Source organism: Bacillus cereus group sp. MYBK79-1, from assembly GCF_051915365.1.
In the GTDB taxonomy this organism is placed as follows: domain Bacteria; phylum Bacillota; class Bacilli; order Bacillales; family Bacillaceae_G; genus Bacillus_A.
The window spans coordinates 679,693-698,536 of the sequence record NZ_JBQAEO010000001.1; the positions used below are offsets into that span (position 1 = coordinate 679,693).

The following is an 18,844-nucleotide window of genomic DNA, read 5'->3' on the forward strand; positions in this document are numbered from 1 at the left end:
TCAGTACATGAAATTATATCGGCGATAATTTAAATATATCAGCGATTATACGGTGGATATCGACTTACCGAAAAAAATGACAATTCTCAATAAATTGCTGCCTTTTAACATTCTATGTCACCAAAGGTAATTTTCATATTCGGGGCATATACTAAAGAGGAATGTAGATGAAAAACTTTATAAAATCGGATTTCAACTTTATATTGAGCTAGCGCATCATCATATGTTAATCCTCTAGCCATTAAACGTTCTATAAATTGCTGTTTATCACCTGGATTCCCTGCAATCCCCTCTTCTTTTAATGAGTGATACAATTTTTCTTTATCATTATGATGCATATTAGGATCTAAAAAGTTCACTTTATCACTTACTCTACATTCAATGTTTTTTACGCCTAGTTCACTTAAAAACATCGGTATTTTCATACCAATATTTCCATCTTTTCCGCTTCTCTGCGTGTCACTTTCAAATAACTTCTGCAAAGCTCCTAGCCTAATAATTTCCGATTGATTCTCTCCATCTAAAAAGTATGACGACATATTTGATATCCAATGTGGTTCAAAACAAATTATTTTTCCGCCCTTTTTAACTGAATGCATCATTTTTTGTAGCATTGCTTTTGGTAAACTTATATGTAATAAGAAAGCATGACAGATTGCTATATCGTATGTATCGTTCAATTCAATTTCTGTAGCATCCCCCTCAAGAAATCGTGACTCATACGGAAGTAAGCGAAACAAATCTCTCGCTTCAGCTAGTAATCTTTCTCCGCTATCAATACCTGTATACTTTGAACCTTCTGGAAGTAATGGCATTAATATTAAGCCTAAATAACCATATCCACAACCGTAATCAACGATATGTACTGGCTTAGAAATCTTCCAAACTATATTTACTAAAAAACTTACATAATCGTCATTGTAATATAAATCTCTCGTATTTTTTAAATATATTATTTTACTATTCCAATCGTACGTTTCCAAATTTAACGCCTCCTTTATATATATGACATTACAATTCTCCATTTAATACGGACATTCCTACACTTGAAACAATTCTAGAAAAGTTTAGAGTTAATAAAATAAAACTTCTGCTTTCACATTTTCTATAAAAATAAATAGGCATACATATCTACTATGATACGTATACCTATTTATTTTACATCTCCTCAGGAGCATCCACCCCAAGTAAACGTAATCCCTCTTTTAATACAACTGTCACAGCATACACTAATGCAAGTCTGCTGTCTTTCTCTTCGCTCTCTTCTAATATACGAACATTACCGTAGTATTTATTAAACGATTGTGCTACATCTAATACGTATTTTGAAATGATTGATGGCTCATTTTTGTTGAAGGCTGTCTCAATTACTTGTGGGAACTTATTCAGTAATTTTACGACGCTCCAACTATGGTCATCTTTTAATGCAAACGTACACGTTTCAAATTCTACACTTTCTTTTCTTAAAATAGAGCAAGCTCGTGCATGCGTGTACTGTACGTACGGTCCTGTTTCCCCTTCAAATTTCAGCATATTTTCTAATGAGAATTCGATATTATGCATACGCTCATTTTTCAAATCGTGGAAAATAACTGCCCCTACACCGACTTGCTTTGCTACTTCTTCTTTTTGTTTTAAGTTTGGATTTTTCTCTTCAATATTTTGTTTTGCAAGGTCTATGGCTTCCTCAAGTACTTCTTCAAGTAAAATAACTCTTCCTTTACGTGTCGACATTTTCTTACCGTCTTTTAAAATGAATCCAAACGGTACATGTTCCATGCCATCAACCCAATTGTAACCAAGCTTTTTTAATACAGTGAAAAATTGATTAAAATGTAAACTTTGTTCTGGACCAACTACATATAACGCTTTATCAAACGCATATGTGTTTTGACGATATAACGCTGCCGTTAAGTCACGCGTTGCGTAAATCGTCGCACCATCAGATTTTCTTATTAAGCACGGAGGCATTCCCTCGCCTTCTAAATTAACGACTAACGCGCCTTCTGACTCTTCAAGCAAATCATGCTCCTCTAAAATCCCAATAAAATCTTCCATTAAGTTATTATAAAAAGCTTCTCCTTGAAAATTAGTAAATTCAACACCGAGAAGTTCATAAATACGAGAAAATTCTTTTAAAGATTCGTGGCGGAACCAATTCCAAAGCTCAACAGCTTCTTCATCACCTTCTTCTAATTTCTTAAACCAAGCACGTCCATCTTCTTCTAGTCCTTCGTCGTTTTTTACCTCTTCATGGAATTGAACGTATAACTTAAATAGTTCACGTATTGGATCCTCTTTAACTACTGCTTCATTTCCCCACTTTTTATAAGCGGTAATTAACTTTCCAAACTGTGTTCCCCAATCCCCAATATAATTAATTCCTACAACTTCATAACCACATTTTTCAGCGATATGTTTCAGTGAATTTCCAATCATTGTAGAACGTAAATGCCCCATTGAGAAAGGTTTCGCGATATTAGGAGAGGAATAATCAAGTACTACAGTTTTTTCACATCCAAAGTGATTTTGACCGTACTCTTCTTTCTCAGCTAAAATCGTTTTTAATACATCATCACTTACAGTTTCACGATTAAAAAATACATTTACGTAAGGACCAACGGCCTCTACTTTCGTAAAAAATGGATCATTTAATTTCTCCGCAACTTCCTTTGCGATACTAGCTGGTGATTTTTTATATTGCTTTGCAAGTGAAAAACACGGAAATGCTGCATCACCGAATTCATCTTGTTTCGGTGTTTCAATTAAATCTAAAATTTGATTTTGTGTTAATGCATTCGTAAAAATAACGGATAAACTTTCCCCAAACTGCGTTTTATAATCCATACTATATAACCTCCTTATTTTTTAAAACACAAAAAACTCGTCTCTAAAAAGAGACGAGTTTAAACCCGTGGTACCACCCTTGTTGTTCATTACGAACCACTTTCCCGTTTATAACGAGGACAGGGGGCCTCGGCTTACTCTACTATTCGTTCAAGAAGCATCTCCGAAGTGCGCTTCATCTTTTTCTTCCGCACTAGGCTCACACCATCCCTAGCTCGCTTTCCTTCTAAAAAAGACTACTCTCTTCATCACCGACAATATATTTAATTAATTATTGCTTATTATACATCTTTTCAAACAATTAGCAAGGGTCAATTACACCAAAGTGAAACTTAGCACTTTTTCTTTTATATACGTGAAAATTGTGTTTTTCAAATCTAGAACTACGGAAATGATCTTTCAAAACGACACGCTTTCTCGCCACACGCTTCGCTTCTGCAATTGTTTCGTCAGTAATATCATGATACAAAGCGAAGTGTTTTAATCCTTTTATTCCATCTGATTCTATAACAGTTTCTTCAAACATTGGATCAAGGTACACAACATCATAACTATTATCTTCACATTGTGTTAAAAATGTGTAATGCTCCGTTTGCTTCACATCGATTCGTTTCATTGCTTCATCAATTTCAGAAACGGATAAAGACCATGTTTTTAAACCATTTCCCATAATATAAGCCATATATTCATTGCCTTCAAGTCCCGTTACTTTTCCGTTTTCACCAACAATATAACTAGCTACAATACTATCTGATGCCATACCGAGCGTACAATCTAACACTGTCATTCCACTCTCTAATTGTGTGGCTTGTACAAACGGGTCATGTTCTCCGCGCATTAGTCTTTTCACACGAAACATCGCTGAGTTTGGATGAAAGAAAAACGACTCTTCCGTTCCTTTTGGATAAATAGCTAATCGATTTTTCCCTACAACGAGTACATCTTGTCCATATTGCTCATGCAGTTTATGTACTGGTATATCATTACGTTTAACGAATGAACCATTTAATTCTGCCGCTACCTCGTTTGCATACTCTGTCATTTCTTTGTTTGTTCTTCCTGCTGTTGTTACGATCATTTTTTCACCTCTATATAAAGAAAAGAGGGAGATTTACTCTCCCCCTTCTTTAGCAATTCTTTTCGAAAGCTTGTTCTAAGTTTGTAATAATTTCGTCCATAGTTGCACCTTCAATTTCATGACGGTGAATGAAGTGAACAACTTCTTTTCCTTTTAGCAATGCCATAGATGGTGAAGATGGAGGGATTTCTCCGAAGTATTCACGCATTTTTGCAGTAGCATCTTTATCTTGACCTGCGAATACAGTTACAAGATGATCAGGTTGTTTTTCAGCACGAACAACTGCTTGACCTGCTGATGGGCGTGCTAAACCAGCTGCACAACCACAAACAGAGTTTACAACTACTAAAGTCGTACCTGCCGTGTTTTCCATAAATTCTGTTACAGCTTCTTCTGTAGTTAACTCTTCAAAACCAGAACGCACTAATTCTTGGCGCATTGGAATTACCATTTGGCGCATGTATTCTTCATAAGCATTTGACATCTTGTAATCTCTCCTTCAACTTTCATTCCAAATTCATCATATCACGCTCTATTACTAGGTGCAAAAGAAAGATTACGATGATTTCATTTTTTTGTAGGGATTTCACATACCCCTTCACGGCAATGTCCAACTGGGAGAAGTTTTCTATTGTTAGCGATATAATCGTATACTTTACTTCCAAATCCGAGTACGATAGATAGTTTTAGAAAAGGAACAGCAAACCAGTAAGATGGAACGGCCTTTGCTAATACATGTATGCTATGAATTCCGTCATACCACTTATTATTTTTTAAAATATACAATCTTTGTTCCATCTTACTTTGTAGTTCTTGAGAGAGTTCGTACTTCTCAACTACATCTTCATCTCGAAATGAAACAAATTTCATTTTACCCTTTTTATCTAATTTTTTCGTACGTTCTGCAACCGCCGTACACATCGGGCACCAACTATCATAGAAAACAATCATACATTATTCCCCTTTACGAGACTCCGTCATTTGTTTCCATACAGAACCTTTTGCTTCTTCTCCGCCTTCAATACGCTCTAATGCTAGACGCGCTTGCATCGCTACTTCAAACTCTGGATCATCTTGCGCTGCTTTTAATGCCGGAATCGCACTTTCATCTCCAAGTTCAAATAAGAACATCGCTGCACGCCAGCGTACTAATTTACTTGAATCTTTCAGTGATTTAATCATAACGAACATCGCTGCTGGATCACCTACGTCAGATAAGCAATCACCCGCTGTACGGCGAACACTTACTGAACGATCTAATAACGCTTTATATAATAACGGCAATACTCCATCACCTTTTACCATACCTAAATACGCTGTTGCTAAACGGCGGATCGAAACTTTTTCATCATCTAATGCCATCTTCAACACTGGCATATCTTCTCCAGTAGGATCCATTTGTTCTAATGCTGCAAAACGGTTTTTCCAGTCAGCATCTTTCATCATCTCTTCTGTTACTTTATATGGCTCACGCTTTTGAATCGTTACTTCAACAGCACCTGCCTGGTTTAATAATTCTTTAACCGTTTCATTTACACGTTCCTCTGAATAAGCAGCAACAATCTCTTCTACTACTTCTTTCCCTATTTCTTCAAAATTACCGTAACGTGTACTTTGTTCCACCCATTTACGTTCTTTTACAACGTTTGGTGCAGACATTTGAACTTTCATAATTGATTCTTTAAAACGATCTGGTAAACCAACACGTTCTTCTGTTGTTCCATCTGTTAACTTTATTTGCATTGGAATTGTAAAGAACATTTGAACAAACACTTTCACTTCCCCAAAATGCGCAAGTTGTTGTTCTTCACTTTCTTCTACTACCTCTTCGCCGAACACAGCACGAACTTGTTGTAATAAAACTTTCCAATCAAACTTTGCATTTCGCTCAACTGCTAAAAAGTCAGCTACATGATATACACCTTTAATGCCTTCAATTTTCAAAATTTCTTGCACTTGCATTGGTGCTTGTTCTTTATTTTCATTTGTATAATTATTACGCGCTCCTGATGGTAATACTTCATTCAAAATAACTTTCATTGTATTTGGACTTGGCGTCGGTTCAATTGCTTTAATCTTCACGTAAAAAACTCTCCTTTATTGCGTGTTCTTACGTGTATTGTAACATGTTATCACTCTATACTCCTACTCGGATGCTTAATTTTGCTAATTCCTTTTCTACATTTCTTAGAAGTTTCCTTCATTATATTTTCACCTAATCGTTCCAAAACTATAGTTAAAAGTCTAATTGACAATACCATAAAAAGGGATTAAGCTTAACCCATAAAATGACCATGGTCATTTTATGATCAAAGTCACTCTAAAGTGGAGGGATAACAAATGAATAATGTCATAATTATTGGTGGCGGTATTGCTGGTCTTTGCGCAGCAATTTCCTTACAAAAAATAGGATTAGATGTAAAAGTATATGATAAGAACACTGAACCTACTGTTGCTGGTGCAGGGATTATCATTGCTCCGAATGCGATGCAAGCACTTGAACCGTATGGGATTTCTGAGAGAATTAAAAAATTCGGCAACGAAAGTGACGGCTTTAACCTTGTATCCGAAAAAGGAACTGTTTTCAATAAATTGATCATTCCAGCTTGTTATCCAAAAATGTACTCTATTCATAGAAAAGATTTACATCAATTACTACTTTTTGAACTACAAGAAGATACCGTCGAATGGGGAAAAGAATGCGTAAAAATAGAACAGAATGAAGAAAACGTCTTAAAAATAGTATTTCAAGATGGTAGTGAAGCATCCGGCAATATACTGATTGCTGCTGATGGTATTCATTCTGTCGTTCGAAAACAAGTGACACAAACTGATAATTATCGCTATGCAGGATATACGTGTTGGCGCTGCGTAACTTCTACTAACAACCTTTCTTTAACAAACGATTTTATTGAAACTTGGGGAACGAACGGTAGATTTGGTATTGTCCCTCTTCCTAACAACGAAGTATACTGGTATGCGCTCATAAATGCGAAAGCTAGAGATCCAAAATACAAGGCTTACACAACAGCTGATTTATATAATCATTTCAAAACTTACCACAATCCCATCCCATCTATTTTAAATAATGCATCGGACGTTACTATGATTAAACGTGACATTGTAGACATTACACCAATGAAACAGTTTTTTGAAAAACGCATCGTCTTTATTGGGGATGCCGCCCATGCACTTACTCCTAATTTAGGTCAAGGCGCTTGTCAGGCAATTGAAGATGCGATTATTCTTGCTGAATGTATCAAGAATAATACCCACTATCGTCAAGCATTTATAGAATACGAACAAAAAAGACGAGATAGAATTGAGAAAATCTCAAACACTGCATGGAACGTTGGAAAAATGGCGCAAATGGAAAGTAAACCTTTAACTATAGTAAGAAACGAAGTAATGAAACGTATTCCGAAATGGGTTTCTGATAGACAAGCACATCTACTATACAGTTTTCATTTATGACAAAAATGAGAAACGGCATTCTTTACCCTTCTTTCAATTACATTAAACTTTATAAAACAATAAACTTAATCATGAAGTAAGATTTCATTTGAGATTATCTATTAAACAGATATAATTGTTTGTGTTAGGAGTAGATTATATGCTTAGAGAAACGAGAAAAAAAGAATTAAAAGAACTTATATTCCTAAAAGCAGTACAGCTCTTCCAAGAACGCGGGTACGAAAATGTAACGGTTCAAGATATTACTACTGCATGCGGGATTGCAAAAGGAACTTTCTTCAACTACTTTCCGAAAAAAGAAAACATATTATTATTTTTAGGTGATTCTCAAATTGAGCTATGGAATGAAAGTTTAAAAGCATATGAAAATGTGGAGCATCCAAAAGAAAGAATTAAACTTGTTCTAGGAGACTTACTAGACCGTTTTACTGGACATGGTGATTTAATGAAGCATGCCGTATTTGAGATTATAAAGTCTAACTCCTTAGTAGAAAATGAAGTAAAAAGTATACACCAGCTACAAGATGGTTTGTCTTCAATTATCGCAGAAGCAAAAGAGACAGGAAAATTAAACAGTAAATGGGATATACATATTATCACTTCTACTATTATGAGTACTTATTTTTATACATTAATGTCCAATTCACTATTACATGCTAATGAAATAAACGCGAAAAATATACTCAATCAACAATTAGATGTTGTTTGGGAAGGTATCAATCAAAAGTGATAGAGGGCTATACTACTAAGCCCTCTTATTGTGATGCACCCTCCCGCCTTTTCTCCAAAAATGTAATACTCTCAATCAGAACTTCCGTTATATATATTCTCTTTCCTTGATCATCCTCGTAATTCCTCGTATGAATACGTCCGGTAATTCCAACAAGTGACCCCTTCTTACAATATTCAGTTACATTCTCAGCCGATTTTCTCCAAACGACACAATTAATAAAATCTACTTGTTGCTCACCTAAACTATTTCGAAAACCTCTATTCACCGCAACGCATACGCGTGCATAAGCGACGCCTTGCTTTGTGTAGTATAATTCTGGCTCCTTTGTCAATCTACCGATTAATACAACTCGATTCATCATAAGTTATACCACCTCACATATTTTTCTTTATTGTAAAGAAAAATGTATGAAGGGTAAAAAGTGTAAAATAATATATTTTAAAGTGAAAAATATTATTTTATATGCTATAAAAGAAAAAAAGAAACCTTACATATTTTAAACATGTAGGGTTTCAAAATTTATCCCGCTTTAATGGGCAGTAAGACCCCCACCTCACAATTCAGCGAAAGCAAAGAATTTAGGTGGGGGTCGGGCTGCCCATTAAAGTCCGATTGGTTCAACTAATAATTAGTGGGGGATGAAGAAACCCTCCACTGATTAAAGTTTCACTTTATACTTCACTGCATGAAATGTAATATCCACCGCGAGCCATCTTTATCTCAACGCTGTACATTACATTTTCTAAGTAAAAAGTAATCGGTTTAACTTTACTCTCGAATTGTAGTCTTTCATTACACTCAGCCGCATATCTTTCTATTGCTGTAGTAATAACTTCTGATGATGGATACGTTAAAGCATCATCTAGTTCTATGAAAAAACTTTTAGAAAATAGCTTTTTCATAATCCCTTTCTTCTCTTTCATCATACTCCATCCCCTTCATTTCAAGTTAACAGCATCCAATAATACTACATTCTCAATTTATCTTTAAAAATAAAAAAATCCTGCATTTTTCATGCAGGGTTTTTTTATTAGTCATTTTTCGTAAAGTAAGAAACGAAACGAAGAATTTCTAAGTATAACCAAACTAATGTAAGCATTAGTCCCATTGCAGTGTACCACTCCATATATTTCGGAGCTTGACTACGTACACCATTTTCGATTAAATCGAAATCTAGTAATAAGTTTAATGCAGCAACTACGATTACAACTGCACTAATAATAATACCGATTGTACCACCTTGGTGAATGTACGGAACCGTTACACCAAACATGTTTAGTAAAAATACGACTAAGTACATAACCATAATTCCAAGTGTCGCTGCCATCACGCCTGTACGGAATTTATCCGTTACTTTTACTACGCGCGTTGCATATAACACTAACATTGCAAATAGAATTGAGATTGTTAGTAATACAGCGTTTAAAACGATAGAATCGCCAAACTTCATTGTATAAACAGCTGAAATACTACCTAATACTACCCCTTCTACTGCCGCATAGATTGGTGCACCAAAAGGTGAAATACGCGGGAAGAACATAGACGCAAATGCGATGATTGCCGCAACGATTAAAGCACCAATTAATACTGGCATTTTCATCGTACCCTCTATCATCTGTATGTATGAATAGACAGACGTTGCAAGTAGCAAGATAAGCATAATAAACGTTTTGCCTACTGTTCCGCCAATCGTCATCGCAGAAGCGCTTGCTCCCTCTTTACGGAATGCCTCTTTTTTCAACATTGGATTAGATGTTCTCATTTTTTCCCTCCTAAAATAGGTTCTACCAATAGTGTAAAGTTTTTCTCTTTACTTTTCAATATATGCAGCTTGTTTTTATTTTAATCCTTCAACGATGTCTGATAGTTCACTCCATCTTTCCATCGTTTTTTCTAGCTCTTCTTCTGTTTTCTGCTGTGCTTCAGATAATTCTTGTGCCTTTGTGAAATCAGATCCAACTTTCGCAAGTTCTTCTCCAATTGACTCAATTTTCTCTTCTAGTTCGGCAATTGTATCTTCAATTGTTTCCCATTCACGCTGCTCATTGTATGAGAGTTTACGTTTACGTTGTTGTTTCGGCGCTTCTTCTACCACTTTTTTCTCTTTTTGAACTTCCGCCTTCTCAATAAGTTCTTTCGTCTTTTCCATTTCTAAAAAGTCCGTATAACTACCTAGGAATTCACGCACTTCGCCTCCGCCACTAAAGATGAACAATTCATCTACTACTTTATCTAAGAAGTAACGGTCATGCGATACAGTTAAAACGACACCTGGGAAATCTTCTAAATAATCTTCCAGTACTGTTAATGTTTGTGTATCTAAATCATTCGTAGGTTCATCCAGTAATAGTACATTCGGTTCGCCCATTAAAATACGTAATAAAAATAAACGTCTTCTTTCACCACCAGATAGTTTACCAAGCGGTGTACCATGTGAATGCGTCGGGAATAAGAAACGTTCTAGCATTTGAGATGCACCAATTACTTTTCCATCTGTCGTATGAATCACTTCTGCAATCTCTTTAATGTATTCAATCATACGCTGATTTAAATTCATCTCTTCATTTTCTTGCGTATAATAAGCAACTTTTACAGTTTGTCCTACTTCAACTTCACCACTATCAGGAGACAGCTTACCTGCAAGCATATTTAAAAGAGAAGATTTCCCGCTTCCATTCGCTCCGATAATCCCGATGCGATCGCCCGGCTTCACTATATGATTAAAGTTGTGTAATACCGTTTTATCACCGAATTTTTTCGTTACATCTTTTAACTCAAGTACTTTTTTGCCAAGGCGACTCCCGCTAAGCGCAATATCAACTGACTGTTTTGCAGCTGGTCCTTCTTGACCTTTTAACTCATCAAATCGTTGAATACGTGCTTTTTGCTTTGTCGAACGAGCTTTTGCACCGCGGCGGATCCATGCTAGTTCACGGCGATATAAGTTTTGACGTTTTGATTCTTGCGCAATTTCTTGTTCTTCACGAAGTGCTTTCGCTTCTAAAAATGTACTGTAATTCCCTTCATAACTATACAGTTTTCCATTATCTAATTCGAAAATACGATTCGTCACACGATCTAAGAAATAACGATCATGGGTTACAAGTAATACGGCACCATTATATCGTGCTAAATATTCCTCTAACCATTCCACTGTCTCATGGTCAAGATGGTTCGTAGGCTCATCTAAAATTAATAGATCCGGTGTTTCAATAAAGCACTGCGCCATCGCAATACGTTTTTTCTGTCCACCAGATAAATTCCCAACAGTTGCTGTGAAATCAGTAATTCCTAATTTCGTTAATAACGATTTTGCATTTGCATTTGCTTCCCACGCACTCATCGCATCCATACGTTGTTGCACTGCAAATAATTGTTCCTGTACTTTTTCATTACTTGGATCTTTTTCGATATTTAATAACGATTGTTCATAATCACGAAGAAGACGAATTAAAGGAGTATCACCATGGAACACTTGCTCTAATACTGTTAGTTTTTCATCAAACTCTGGTTGCTGTGATAAATAACTAATTGTATAACCACGTGAATGCGTCATATCACCTGTATCAGGAGTTTCTAACCCTGCAATAATTTTTAATAATGTCGATTTACCAGTACCGTTTACACCAATAATTCCGACACGTTGTCCTTCTGTAATACTACATGATAATCCATCAAATAACGGTTTTTCTCCGTATGATTTCGATAAGTTTTCCACAGTTAACATTTTCATATTTGTGCATTCCACTCTTTCATAAATTGTTCAATAAACTGTTCCATATAACGATGACGAACTTCAGCCTCTTGTTTTGCTGCATTCGTGTTCATTAAGTCTTTTAGTTTCAAAAGTTTTTCATAAAAATGATTTAAAGATGGATCGTTATTTTTTCTATATTCATCTTTCGTCATCACTTCACGTGGAGGAATAGTGGGATCATACATTAATCTCCCTTTCGCCCCACCATACGCAAATGTGCGAGCTATTCCAATTGCTCCAAGTGCGTCTAAGCGATCCGCATCTTGAACAAGCTTCCCTTCAAGTGACTCCACTTTACCGCCATGACCACCTTTATAAGACATATTGGCAATGATCTGAAGAACATGTTTACTTTCCTCTTCTTCCACATGTAATTCTTCTAACCAATCAGAAACTTTTTTCATTCCTGCTTCTTCACTTTCATTTAACTTCTCATCTGCCACATCGTGAAGTAATGCTGCCATTTCAATTATAAAACGATTTCCTCCTTCTTGCTCGGATAATGAAATCGCCAGTTTATGTACGCGTTCAATATGATACCAATCATGCCCACTCGCATCTTTTTCTAAAATATGTTTTACAAAAGTAATTGTTTTTTGAATCTTTTCTTGTTTTGTCATTTTATCTTCACCCAGTTACTTATTGTAACACGCCCGCATTTTTTCATCACATATTTTCTTGTCCGCCCATACACTGAGTGGTAAGCATCATCATGAAGGAGGAATAAATATGTTCTATAATAATCAACCGCCTTATCCACAACAACCATTTTACCCTCAGCAACAGGAACAACGGTATGAAGAACAATATGAAGAACAAGAGCAACAATATGAACAAAATCCATACGCAATACCGCAAAATCAAGAGCAACAATATCAGCAAAACGCATACGACACACGTCCAAATTATGAATATCCTCAAAACCCATATGCAGCACCGCAAAATCAAGAACAACAATTTCAGCAAAATCCATATGTAGCACCACAAAATCAAGAACAACAATTTCAGCAAAACCCATATGCAACAACGCAAAATCAAGAAACTGAATATCAACAAAATCCATACGACTCACGTCCAAATTATGAATACCCTCAAAATCCATATGCAGCACCACAAAATCAAGAACAACAATTTCAACAAAATCCATACGCAACTCAGCCTCAACAACCACAATATCAGCCGCAAATGTATCAACCAAACTATGACGCGCGTGTTTCACCGCCCAAACCACCAACACTTGATCCTACGCAACCACAAATTTTACCGCCTGGTCCTACAATCGATCCTACGCAACCACAAATCTTACCACCTGGACCAACATTTGATATTACACAACCTCAAATCTTACCACCTGGACCGATTACAGAACCAACGCAACAACAAATCCAGCAAGTTGTCGGTACACAGTTTTTACCTTTAAAGAAACCTGTATTAGATTTCGTAAAACCTTGGGTAGATTACGGTTTAAATGAAGCAAAACATACATCACACAAACACGCTTTAACAGAAGTTGCTGCGATTATGTTTTTAGTTGGGAAAGGATTCAACCCGACGATTGCACATTATATTGTGGAATCTTGGGAGAAGAATGAGCAGTTTTAGGGTTGTTCCTTTCATTTTAAATAAAACAAAAAAAGTGTCACAAATGCCTGGTTTTATAAGCATTTGTGACACTTTTTGTTTGTTATATTAAATATCATTTCAATACTGAGTTACTGCAGTTACCTTTTCCTTCTAGGACCAATAATTAATTTAATCGCCGTTCTTTCTTGATCATTAATAGTAACCTCTTGAAATGCCGGAACAAAAGCTAAGTCAATACCACTTGGAGCGACAAATCCTCTTGCAATCGCAATTGCTTTAATTGCTTGATTTAAAGAACCCGCCCCAATCGCTTGAATTTCTACATTTCCACTTGTTCTTAGTACACCTGCAATTGCACCTGCCACTGAATTTGGTTTTGATTTTGAAGATACCTTTAATATATTTTCCATGTAAGTTGCTCCCTCTATTATTTAATCGCTCTTTTGTTACGGTTTAAAATATTTCAACGTATCTTTTACTACTATTCACACCAAAAGCAAACAATGCTACATATGTACATTCATTCGATACTTTTCGTCTTCTTCCTGCCCCACTACGTAAATAAAGATAAACAACCATAAACTCTAATATACAAACGTTTTAAATGACAGGCATTCACTTAAACGATCACACCATCGCAACTGAGGATACTGGTTTTATTTTTACATGTGAGAGTAAAATATGCGTTCCCGCTCCACTTCGATATTCCACTGGTATTTTTACCAAAACATCAACCTTTTCTTCTTCAAAATTGTTACAGCTACTATTCTATTACTACATTTCATCGTATTAGCACTTTACACTTCACATCTATCACCTTTTATATAAGACAAGCATAAAATACTATGAGTATAAACTTCATTCATAATAGGAGGTAATATATTGGGTTCATACTATCATTCTTCAGACTCAAATAAAAAATGTTCATGTAACTCTTCTTTCAGCTCATATAAAAAATGCTCATGCAACTGCTCTTCTAGTTCATATAAAAAATGTTCATGCGACCATTCACATAAAAAAAGCTGTCCGGCATACGGTACTTTTTGGCAAACTGAGTTTATAACTGTTCCGTTTGGAGATCCTTTTCCATTTAATCACGTTGGCCCTATAGCAGGAGGCGTTTCCTTACTAAATCCTACTACTATACAATTTAGTCAAGCGGGTGATTATAGAGTTTCTTTCATTTCAACAATTAACACTACTTTAAATCCTGTGTTTCCACATATACCAGTCATGACTATATTTTTAAATAATAATCCACTTGCTAATAGTCAAGGTGACTTTGCTTTTCAAATGAATACTTCATCAAATAACGAATGCCTTCAACTAACAGGCGAAACGATTGTTACAGTTCCCGCTAATTCAACTCTTCAACTGAAAAATAATAGTGGTTTTAATCGTCAGAGTATTATAACTTGTGATAATGGTATCAATGCAGTTGAATTAACAGTTATAAAACTAAGTTAATAATCATCTTCACATTCAGATGCTATTTCAGCATCTTTTTTATTGAATAATGTTCTTTAAATTCCCATCATCGAACATAAATTCCATTGTATCTTTCAGTTCATCTAATAGACATGAAAAAAGTACCGAACTCTTCTACAAAAGTTCGGTACTTTTTATATTAAAAACTTCTTATTCTTTCTTACTTCTCCACATAAACCGACTTAACAATTGTACGATTATACGGTTGCCCTTCTTTATTCATTCCTTTTATATCCATCGTAACGTTATATACTCCTGGTTGCTTTATGTCCTTCAAAGCACCAGTAAATGTATTGTTATTAACATTTTGTAGTTCATTGTATTCAGAGACTAGTTTCCCTTCTTTATTCACGACTCTTACTGTTATAGAAAGATCCCCTTTCATTTCAGGTGCCACAGGTGATTTTTTCAGTTTATACTCAGATTTATTCACTTTAACTTTTGTAGGCATTTGGAGAACAAATGGTGCGCCACTCTTGTAATCGCTTACAACTAAATATGCGTCTTTCGACTGCTTCGCCATCATTTTAACTTTCCATTCTCCTACATCCATTTTATCAAATTTAAAAGTTCTAATTGTCGCACCACCAAAGAAAGATTCACCTTCACCAGTAGTTATAACGCTATCCTTATTTGTATACATTTTTCCTTTTGGAGATATCATTTGTACGTCTACATCAGAAGAAGCAGTTAAGATAGAAACGATTCCTTCTGCCTTTTTATCAACTGTAACGGTTTGCTCAATCCACTGATTTTGTGGCAATTCTCCTCCTAAAATGTTTTGATTTGAAGTTGTATTTAATTGTTCTATATTTTCATTTGAACTAGTACTCGATGCTACTAAAGCTGGTACGGCTACATTTGATGTACGTAAATATGGTTCAATGCGAGAGAAAACAGCAGATCCTTTTCGTATATTATCATGATCAAATTTGGAATCTGTAAATAAATGCGTTCCATACGGTAACTTAGCACTCCACTCATTTACTAATCCATCATTTGAACCGTATGATGACAAATATAACCCACCCATAGATAAAGCAGAAAATACTGGTCCCCAGCTAGTCCCAGTAGCCGTATAGTAACGGTTTAATTTAGCTGCTGGATTATTATCAATCGTTGAACGAAACTTTGCCATTTCCCCCATTTGTAATGAATACGTACCATCATCTTTTTGACCTAATATAGAAGCAAGCCATCCTGCCCACCAACTATATGATAAATCCGCTAAGTTTGATCCATGATGTGGCGTCGCAAGTGTAATAACATTTCCGACAAATCGATTTGCACCATATCCTACTAATGCAGCCTGTGTATCAATACCGCCTTTACTATGTGCTACAATATTAACTTTTTTACCGAAATGATTATATATTTCTTCTAATTTTTGTGCTAACAATTTTCCGTTGTCCCACTGACTAGCTGACCCTTTTCCAGCAGCATCATATAATTGTATAAAAACTGTTTGATAGCCTGCTTTCAAAGCATAGTCATACATATCATTTATATCATGATACACTGTCTTACCATACCAACTATCAGCATTCCCATTCCTTCCTTGTACAAAAAGAATTGGAGGCTTATTCTCATCATAATTTGCAGGTTTTTGACCTAAAAACCATTCTCCAGGTGTAAATACTTCTGTATCAGGAAATCCCTTTCCAAGCTCTTTTACAACTTCTGCCCGTACATTCGTGCTAATTATTGGAGCCATGATAAAAAATATAATTAGTAAAGTAACACATCTTCTCATCAATCGCATGTTATTCCCCCCACTTTTTTTGAAAGAAGGTGCTCTTTGTAATATTTTTTATCTTCACTCTTAATAATAGATAATCTTTTTACTTAAACAAGATTTTGCCCTATTTTCAAGAGATTACTAGTACACCCTCTTCCTTAACACACGTTATTCTCTTTGTTTCTATCTCTTCCTTTTGAGAGAACACTACAAAAAAGTTTCTCAATAATTTTTAACTTTATTAAATCTAAATATCCCTAAACCATTATTGTTTATATAAAGTATACAAATCTTGAAAAAACTTTAGTAAAAAAACACTTTATTACCAGCTAGTTATAAAAAAGATTAATGAAGATATGTACTTTTATTTAATTAAATACAAACTAAAGGAATAGAAGCTTATATTGTAAGACTTTCCTACGATTAAAAACTAAACTGAAATTTCCGAATAGAAAATAAGATTTCCAGAAACATATATTATGATAATTTTCGCAGCCTTGAATTAAAATTTTAGAAGTACTAACCTAGCGATGAGCAGAAGAAAATTCTGTAAAAAGAAAGGAGAATGCTTTATGATGACCAAGTTACAAAAGGAATTTTTTAAACGATTAAAAATTCCTGCAAAAGAAATAACATTTGATGATTTAGATGAAATCCTCTTAAAAATGGGATTGATTCTCCCCTATGAAAATCTTGATATTATGGCTGGTACTTTTAAAGACATCTCAAAAAAGAACTTAGTAGAAAAGTTACTTATTCAAAAACGAGGCGGTCTTTGTTATGAATTAAACTCCTTATTGTATTACTTTTTAATGGACTGTGGATTTCAAGTATATAAAGTAGCTGGTACTGTTTATGATCTTTACGATAATAAATGGAAACCCGATGATGGTCATGTCATTATCATATTAAATCATAATAATAAAGATTATGTTATAGATGCAGGGTTTGCATCTCATCTACCTTTACATCCAGTCCCTTTTAACGGCGAAGTCATCTCTTCTCAAACAGGAGAATATCAAATTCGCAAACGAACTACCCGAAAAGGCACACACATTTTAGAAATGAGAAAAGGGGCTAACGGGGAATCTACAAATTTCTTGCAATCTGAACCTTCACATGAATGGAAAATAGGCTATGCTTTCACTTTAGATCCAATAGATGAGAAAAAAGTGAATAACATTCAAAAAGTGATTGTAGAGCATAAAGAATCTCCTTTTAATAAAGGGGCTATTACTTGTAAATTAACTGATTATGGTCACGTATCATTAACAAATAAAAATTATACAGAAACCTTTAAAGGCACAAAAAATAAACGACCAATAGAATCAAAAGATTATGCTCGCATTCTTCGTGAATCTTTTGGAATAACGCAAGAGAAATATGTAGGAAAAACACTAGAAAGAGGCTAGTTGACTAGAAGTATTTCATAATAAAGCAGATTCCATATTTAGAATCTGCTTTATTTTATATTTTGTTATAAAGAAATTTATTTTTGCTGTTACTCTTTAATTTTCAATTATATACTCATCATCATATTTATCGTATTGGAGCCCTGATCCTATTTTTGATTCCGTAACTTGATCTCTTAAAAACGGTGCAGCTTCCATTTTGCTATTTGCAATTTCAATTCCATATTTTTTCGTTAAATGGGCTAATTCTATTAAAAACCACTCTCTTCGTAATGTAACTGGAATATCAAATGTTCTTCTTTTCATATATAATAGCACCTCTTTAATTTCATAACTTAAAAAACATTATAGTATATGCATGTCCATTTTAAATGTGCTATTACTAAAATAACATTTTAGTTTACATAAAATAATTATGTACCAGTAGAAAGAGGCTTGTCCTCCTCTTTCTACTGTAGAGATTTAAATTAAGAACATCTTGGTACACCTAAAGCTAAGAATAAACCTGCTACTCCCGCAGTAATCGGTACTTTTAACGTAATAACATCGTCTACTTTCGTTACTAAAAAGAAAGCATTACCTTCTTGTAATATACAAGTTACCAATAATTGAAATTCCATTTAAACCCCCTCCTTTCAATCGATATATTATACTTTATGAATTCTCTTTGAAAATGAAATAGGAAATATATCTATTTTTCCTTATATATAAATAAATATTTGTTAGTCTATTA

General features: G+C 34.8%; 20 protein-coding genes and 1 other annotated feature. Of the genes, 5 read left to right on the forward strand and 15 right to left on the reverse strand.

Annotated features, from left to right (window positions below; translation table 11 throughout):
- Positions 1–104 precede the first annotated feature (104 nt).
- The 6 genes from ACTFOB_RS03490 to ACTFOB_RS03515 form a co-directional block, all read right to left on the reverse strand.
- Complete coding sequence (locus ACTFOB_RS03490) at positions 105–983, reverse strand: class I SAM-dependent methyltransferase (RefSeq protein ID WP_440024524.1); 879 nt, start codon at positions 981–983, stop codon at positions 105–107.
- Between the two features lie 175 nt (positions 984–1,158).
- Positions 1,159–2,847, reverse strand: coding sequence for an arginine--tRNA ligase (gene argS, locus ACTFOB_RS03495; protein WP_440024525.1), 1,689 nt, complete (start codon positions 2,845–2,847; stop codon positions 1,159–1,161).
- A 46-nt stretch (positions 2,848–2,893) separates the two neighbouring features.
- Positions 2,894–3,108: a binding site (T-box leader), on the reverse strand.
- Positions 3,109–3,148: 40 nt separating this feature from the next.
- Positions 3,149–3,925 carry a class I SAM-dependent methyltransferase gene (locus tag ACTFOB_RS03500; RefSeq protein ID WP_440024527.1) on the reverse strand — a complete coding sequence of 259 codons (777 nt, stop codon included), beginning with the start codon at positions 3,923–3,925 and terminating at the stop codon, positions 3,149–3,151.
- 49 nt (positions 3,926–3,974) lie between these two features.
- The gene (locus tag ACTFOB_RS03505; RefSeq protein ID WP_000063705.1) at positions 3,975–4,409 is read right to left on the reverse strand and encodes a BrxA/BrxB family bacilliredoxin; all 435 of its coding nucleotides are present in this window, start codon (positions 4,407–4,409) and stop codon (positions 3,975–3,977) included.
- Positions 4,410–4,492: 83 nt separating this feature from the next.
- Complete coding sequence (locus tag ACTFOB_RS03510) at positions 4,493–4,876, reverse strand: thiol-disulfide oxidoreductase DCC family protein (RefSeq protein ID WP_440024529.1); 384 nt, start codon at positions 4,874–4,876, stop codon at positions 4,493–4,495.
- Positions 4,877–4,879: 3 nt separating this feature from the next.
- Entirely contained in the window at positions 4,880–6,007 is a 1,128-nt protein-coding gene (locus ACTFOB_RS03515) for a conserved virulence factor C family protein (protein ID WP_440024530.1), read from the reverse strand.
- 258 nt (positions 6,008–6,265) lie between these two features.
- Here ACTFOB_RS03515 and ACTFOB_RS03520 point away from each other — a divergent pair, with 258 nt between their 5' ends.
- Complete coding sequence (locus tag ACTFOB_RS03520; RefSeq protein WP_440024531.1) at positions 6,266–7,399, forward strand: FAD-dependent oxidoreductase; 1,134 nt, start codon at positions 6,266–6,268, stop codon at positions 7,397–7,399.
- Between the two features lie 139 nt (positions 7,400–7,538).
- The gene (locus ACTFOB_RS03525; protein WP_440024533.1) at positions 7,539–8,129 is read left to right on the forward strand and encodes a TetR/AcrR family transcriptional regulator; all 591 of its coding nucleotides are present in this window, start codon (positions 7,539–7,541) and stop codon (positions 8,127–8,129) included.
- A gap of 25 nt (positions 8,130–8,154) precedes the next feature.
- Here ACTFOB_RS03525 and ACTFOB_RS03530 read toward each other — a convergent pair whose 3' ends face one another.
- The 5 genes from ACTFOB_RS03530 to ACTFOB_RS03550 all read right to left on the reverse strand — a co-directional run bounded on the left by ACTFOB_RS03530 (position 8,155) and on the right by ACTFOB_RS03550 (position 12,509).
- Positions 8,155–8,493 carry a single-stranded DNA-binding protein gene (locus ACTFOB_RS03530; RefSeq protein WP_048540931.1) on the reverse strand — a complete coding sequence of 113 codons (339 nt, stop codon included), beginning with the start codon at positions 8,491–8,493 and terminating at the stop codon, positions 8,155–8,157.
- Positions 8,494–8,803: 310 nt separating this feature from the next.
- A complete protein-coding gene (locus ACTFOB_RS03535; protein WP_440024534.1) occupies positions 8,804–9,058 on the reverse strand; it encodes a DUF4318 domain-containing protein in 255 nt (84 codons plus the stop codon).
- A gap of 104 nt (positions 9,059–9,162) precedes the next feature.
- Entirely contained in the window at positions 9,163–9,894 is a 732-nt protein-coding gene (locus ACTFOB_RS03540; protein ID WP_001260642.1) for a Bax inhibitor-1/YccA family protein, read from the reverse strand.
- Positions 9,895–9,969: 75 nt separating this feature from the next.
- Positions 9,970–11,865 (reverse strand): ABC-F family ATP-binding cassette domain-containing protein, encoded by a 1,896-nt coding sequence (locus ACTFOB_RS03545; protein WP_061679547.1) that lies wholly within the window; start codon positions 11,863–11,865, stop codon positions 9,970–9,972.
- Entirely contained in the window at positions 11,862–12,509 is a 648-nt protein-coding gene (locus tag ACTFOB_RS03550) for an HD domain-containing protein (RefSeq protein ID WP_440024535.1), read from the reverse strand. The genes ACTFOB_RS03545 and ACTFOB_RS03550 overlap by 4 nt, the downstream gene beginning before the upstream one ends.
- A gap of 109 nt (positions 12,510–12,618) precedes the next feature.
- Here ACTFOB_RS03550 and ACTFOB_RS03555 point away from each other — a divergent pair, with 109 nt between their 5' ends.
- On the forward strand, positions 12,619–13,491 hold the full coding sequence (locus ACTFOB_RS03555; RefSeq protein WP_440024536.1) for a hypothetical protein: 873 nt from the start codon (positions 12,619–12,621) through the stop codon (positions 13,489–13,491).
- A 119-nt stretch (positions 13,492–13,610) separates the two neighbouring features.
- Here ACTFOB_RS03555 and spoVS read toward each other — a convergent pair whose 3' ends face one another.
- Positions 13,611–13,883 (reverse strand): stage V sporulation protein SpoVS, encoded by a 273-nt coding sequence (gene spoVS / locus ACTFOB_RS03560; protein WP_088096245.1) that lies wholly within the window; start codon positions 13,881–13,883, stop codon positions 13,611–13,613.
- Between the two features lie 472 nt (positions 13,884–14,355).
- Between spoVS and ACTFOB_RS03565 the strand changes: the two genes are divergently transcribed.
- On the forward strand, positions 14,356–14,940 hold the full coding sequence (locus tag ACTFOB_RS03565) for a preprotein translocase (RefSeq protein WP_440024537.1): 585 nt from the start codon (positions 14,356–14,358) through the stop codon (positions 14,938–14,940).
- Between the two features lie 181 nt (positions 14,941–15,121).
- On the opposite strand, the gene ACTFOB_RS03570 is transcribed toward ACTFOB_RS03565, so the two are convergent.
- Positions 15,122–16,723: an esterase/lipase family protein gene (locus tag ACTFOB_RS03570; RefSeq protein ID WP_440024538.1), complete on the reverse strand. Its 1,602-nt coding sequence runs from the start codon at positions 16,721–16,723 to the stop codon at positions 15,122–15,124.
- A 548-nt stretch (positions 16,724–17,271) separates the two neighbouring features.
- Between ACTFOB_RS03570 and ACTFOB_RS03575 the strand changes: the two genes are divergently transcribed.
- Positions 17,272–18,111, forward strand: coding sequence for an arylamine N-acetyltransferase family protein (locus ACTFOB_RS03575; RefSeq protein WP_327959037.1), 840 nt, complete (start codon positions 17,272–17,274; stop codon positions 18,109–18,111).
- Between the two features lie 96 nt (positions 18,112–18,207).
- On the opposite strand, the gene ACTFOB_RS03580 is transcribed toward ACTFOB_RS03575, so the two are convergent.
- Together ACTFOB_RS03580 and exsG are read right to left on the reverse strand one after the other, a co-directional pair.
- Positions 18,208–18,417: a hypothetical protein gene (locus ACTFOB_RS03580; protein WP_440024540.1), complete on the reverse strand. Its 210-nt coding sequence runs from the start codon at positions 18,415–18,417 to the stop codon at positions 18,208–18,210.
- A gap of 161 nt (positions 18,418–18,578) precedes the next feature.
- Positions 18,579–18,731, reverse strand: coding sequence for an exosporium protein ExsG (exsG, locus tag ACTFOB_RS03585; protein WP_000395678.1), 153 nt, complete (start codon positions 18,729–18,731; stop codon positions 18,579–18,581).
- Positions 18,732–18,844 lie beyond the last annotated feature (113 nt).

Coding starts and splice junctions, on each gene's coding strand:
- argS (WP_440024525.1), bottom strand. CDS start 2,847: ATGGATTATAAAACGCAGTTTGGGGAAAGTTTATCCGTTATTTTTACG.
- ACTFOB_RS03500 (WP_440024527.1), bottom strand. CDS start 3,925: ATGATCGTAACAACAGCAGGAAGAACAAACAAAGAAATGACAGAGTAT.
- ACTFOB_RS03505 (WP_000063705.1), bottom strand. CDS start 4,409: ATGTCAAATGCTTATGAAGAATACATGCGCCAAATGGTAATTCCAATG.
- ACTFOB_RS03510 (WP_440024529.1), bottom strand. CDS start 4,876: ATGATTGTTTTCTATGATAGTTGGTGCCCGATGTGTACGGCGGTTGCA.
- ACTFOB_RS03520 (WP_440024531.1), top strand. CDS start 6,266: ATGAATAATGTCATAATTATTGGTGGCGGTATTGCTGGTCTTTGCGCA.
- ACTFOB_RS03525 (WP_440024533.1), top strand. CDS start 7,539: ATGCTTAGAGAAACGAGAAAAAAAGAATTAAAAGAACTTATATTCCTA.
- ACTFOB_RS03530 (WP_048540931.1), bottom strand. CDS start 8,493: ATGATGAATCGAGTTGTATTAATCGGTAGATTGACAAAGGAGCCAGAA.
- ACTFOB_RS03535 (WP_440024534.1), bottom strand. CDS start 9,058: ATGATGAAAGAGAAGAAAGGGATTATGAAAAAGCTATTTTCTAAAAGT.
- ACTFOB_RS03540 (WP_001260642.1), bottom strand. CDS start 9,894: ATGAGAACATCTAATCCAATGTTGAAAAAAGAGGCATTCCGTAAAGAG.
- ACTFOB_RS03545 (WP_061679547.1), bottom strand. CDS start 11,865: ATGAAAATGTTAACTGTGGAAAACTTATCGAAATCATACGGAGAAAAA.
- ACTFOB_RS03550 (WP_440024535.1), bottom strand. CDS start 12,509: ATGACAAAACAAGAAAAGATTCAAAAAACAATTACTTTTGTAAAACAT.
- ACTFOB_RS03555 (WP_440024536.1), top strand. CDS start 12,619: ATGTTCTATAATAATCAACCGCCTTATCCACAACAACCATTTTACCCT.
- spoVS (WP_088096245.1), bottom strand. CDS start 13,883: ATGGAAAATATATTAAAGGTATCTTCAAAATCAAAACCAAATTCAGTG.
- ACTFOB_RS03570 (WP_440024538.1), bottom strand. CDS start 16,723: ATGCGATTGATGAGAAGATGTGTTACTTTACTAATTATATTTTTTATC.
- ACTFOB_RS03575 (WP_327959037.1), top strand. CDS start 17,272: ATGATGACCAAGTTACAAAAGGAATTTTTTAAACGATTAAAAATTCCT.
- ACTFOB_RS03580 (WP_440024540.1), bottom strand. CDS start 18,417: ATGAAAAGAAGAACATTTGATATTCCAGTTACATTACGAAGAGAGTGG.
- exsG (WP_000395678.1), bottom strand. CDS start 18,731: ATGGAATTTCAATTATTGGTAACTTGTATATTACAAGAAGGTAATGCT.